This window comes from Streptomyces sp., assembly GCF_031181555.1.
Taxonomy (GTDB): domain Bacteria; phylum Actinomycetota; class Actinomycetes; order Streptomycetales; family Streptomycetaceae; genus Streptomyces; species Streptomyces fimbriatus.
In genome coordinates, this window is sequence record NZ_JAPSKQ010000320.1 from 1 (window position 1) to 2457 (window position 2457).

Annotated in this window: 3 protein-coding genes and 2 pseudogenes; 2 read left to right on the top strand and 3 right to left on the bottom strand. The window is 75.1% G+C overall.

Annotated elements, in window-relative coordinates:
• A partial coding sequence (locus tag RIM90_RS31395; protein ID WP_309064129.1) for a trypsin-like serine protease occupies positions 1–282 on the top strand: 282 nt, incomplete at its 5' end.
• 62 nt (positions 283–344) lie between these two features.
• Here RIM90_RS31395 and RIM90_RS31400 read toward each other — a convergent pair.
• Together RIM90_RS31400 and RIM90_RS31405 are read right to left on the bottom strand one after the other, a co-directional pair.
• Positions 345–1403, bottom strand: coding sequence for a DUF3533 domain-containing protein (locus RIM90_RS31400; protein ID WP_309064130.1), 1059 nt, complete (start codon positions 1401–1403; stop codon positions 345–347).
• Between the two features lie 132 nt (positions 1404–1535).
• Positions 1536–1709 (bottom strand): annotated as a pseudogene (locus tag RIM90_RS31405) (cupin domain-containing protein); the annotation flags it as partial.
• Between RIM90_RS31405 and RIM90_RS31410 the strand changes: the two are divergent.
• Positions 1705–2010 (top strand): annotated as a pseudogene (locus RIM90_RS31410) (lipase); the annotation flags it as partial. The pseudogenes RIM90_RS31405 and RIM90_RS31410 overlap by 5 nt on opposite strands.
• Positions 2011–2081: 71 nt before the next feature.
• Here RIM90_RS31410 and RIM90_RS31415 read toward each other — a convergent pair.
• A partial coding sequence (locus RIM90_RS31415; protein ID WP_309064131.1) for an LAETG motif-containing sortase-dependent surface protein occupies positions 2082–2457 on the bottom strand: 376 nt, incomplete at its 5' end.

The window sequence follows — 2457 nt, forward strand, 5'->3', positions numbered from 1 at the left end:
GTCGGCATGCAGGTCACCCGCAGCGGCTCCACGACCCAGGTGCACTCCGGCACGGTCACCGGTCTGGACGCCACCGTGAACTACGGCAACGGCGACATCGTCAACGGTCTGATCCAGACCGACGTCTGCGCCGAGCCCGGCGACAGCGGCGGCTCGCTCTTCTCGGGCAGCAGCGCGGTCGGCCTCACCTCCGGCGGCAGCGGTGACTGCACCTCGGGCGGCGAGACCTTCTTCCAGCCGGTGACGGAGGCCCTCTCGGCGACCGGCACGCGGATCGGCTGAGCCGCACGCACTCCGGGAAGTCCCGCCCCGCGCGCGAGGGGCGGGACTTGCGCGCGTCCGGGTCAGGACGCCCGTGCGGGCGGCTCCGCCTCGTGCCGCCCGCGGTACGTCATCGCCGACAGCATCGTGATCACGATTCCCGCGAGGGCCCACGCCGACAGCACCAGCAGGGGGCCGAGCACGGCGTTGCCCTCGAAGTACGCGATCGAGCGGGCCGTCCAGGTGCCCGCGCCCGGCGGCAGCGCCGGACCGATCGCCGCCCAGAACGGCGGCAGCATCGGCAGCGGGAAGGCCCCGCCCGCGCTCGGATTGCCGGCGATCACCACGAGCAGGATCGCCAGCCCGATGCCGACGATGCCGAAGACGCCCTGAAGAGCGAGGGTGGCGACGCCGACGGCGAAGGTGATCAGGGCGCCCAGTCCCCACAGAGCCGCCACACCGCCGGGCAGCGCGCCCAGGACCGGCCCGGTGATCACCGCGCCGCCGAGTCCGCCGACGAGCGCGACCAGGGCCATGGCGCCGATCCGGATCGCCGCGCGGCGTGGGTCGGCGGGCCGGGCGCCGGTGCTGATCGCCAGGATCGAGGCGCACAGATAGCCGCCGACGCACCAGCCCACGACCACGTAGAAGGACGACAGCCCGTCGAAGTCCTGCCGTGAGACCGGGGCCACGTCGACGGTCCGCACCGTGCGCCCCTCGGATTCCTCCAGCCCGCCGACGAGGCTCTCCAGGGCGGTGGCGAGGGCGGCGCCGCTGCCGGAGGCGACCAGCAGGGTGTCCTCGCCGCCGCTCGGACCCGCGATCAGCGCGCCGTCGATCCTCCGGTCCATGATCTGCTTCCGCGCGGTCGCCTCGTCGGCCACCGCACGGGGGTCCAGCGGGGAGCCGGGCAGCCGGTCCAGCCGGGTCACCGTCTGTTCGGCGACGGCCGGTGGCGCGACGACTCCGAAGGGCACGTCCCGCGGTTCCGGATGGTGCAGGGCTCCGACGTAGGAGGCGATGAACAGCAGCTGGAGGACGGTCACGCCGAGCACGAGCAGGGTGGCCCGCGGAGTGACGGCCGCCTTCACCTCGTCGAGGAACGGACTGCGGGACGGGGCGGCGCCGGCGGTCTGCGTCATGTCCCCACGGTCCGGGGGACCGGATGTCCGCGCAGGCGGGACGGGGCCGAATGGATGGTGCCCGCGCATCCGGGGAACGGCCCGCGGCGGTGGTCCCGCACGGGCCGACCGCGTCGGGCCCTTCGGCGGCCCTCAGCCGGTCCACGGCGGCACGATGCGCGTGCCGTCGGCCGGTGTCGCCTCCAGGCCGTGGGAGGTGGTGACCCAGGAGACCGCCACCTCGGCGGTCGGGTTCTCCACGGCGAGGGTCGCACCGGGGTTGACGATCACCGTGTCGCCGGCGGTGACGTGGTGGGTGGTGCCGTCCCTCGCCGACCAGGTCGCCGGCTCCGACTTCCTCACGAGGCTCACCGAGGGCGGCGACACCGTGCCCGGCGTCCGCTGCACCGTCATCGCCACGAAGTACGACCAGGTGGTGACCCCCTACCGCAGCCAGTACCTGAACGGGCCGGGCGTGCGCAACGTCCTGCTCCAGGACCTGTGCCCGCTCGACCTGTCCGAGCACCTGGCCATCGGGCTGTTCGACCGGATCGCCTTCCACGAGGTGGCCAACGCCCTCGACCCGGCCCGCGCCACGCCCACCACCTGCGCCTCGGTGTTCGACTGACACGTGCGGGTCGCGGCGAACGCGGCGGGGCCCTGTCCGGCCTGAGCCGCCGGACAGGGCCCCGAGTCGGTTCAGCGGCCGTGCCGCCCGCCCGCCGCGCGCCGCCGGGCGGAGGCGAACAGCGCCGCCGAGCCCAGCGCCAGCGCCGCGGCCCCGCCGACCATCAGGTACGGGGTGGCGCCGTCACCGCCCGTCTCCGCGAGGTTCTCCGAGCCACCGGCCGCCTCGGGCCGGTTGGCGGTGCCGCCGCCGGAGGCGTCCGGGGCGGTGTCGTCCTGCGCCGCGGCAGGTGCCGCCGAGGTGTTCGGGTCGTCGTCACCGTGCCCGTGGTTCTCGATGGTCGACTTCTCGGCAGCGGCCTCGATCTGCTCCTCGGACGGGGCGGAGGCGGTCGGCGCCGGAGCGGCCTCCTCCTCGGCCGTGTCACCACCGCCGGCCGCGCCCCCG

What these genes read in the sequence shown, in the direction of transcription:
- RIM90_RS31400 (WP_309064130.1), bottom strand. Translation starts at nt 1,403, where the DNA reads ATGACGCAGACCGCCGGCGCCGCCCCGTCCCGCAGTCCGTTCCTCGAC.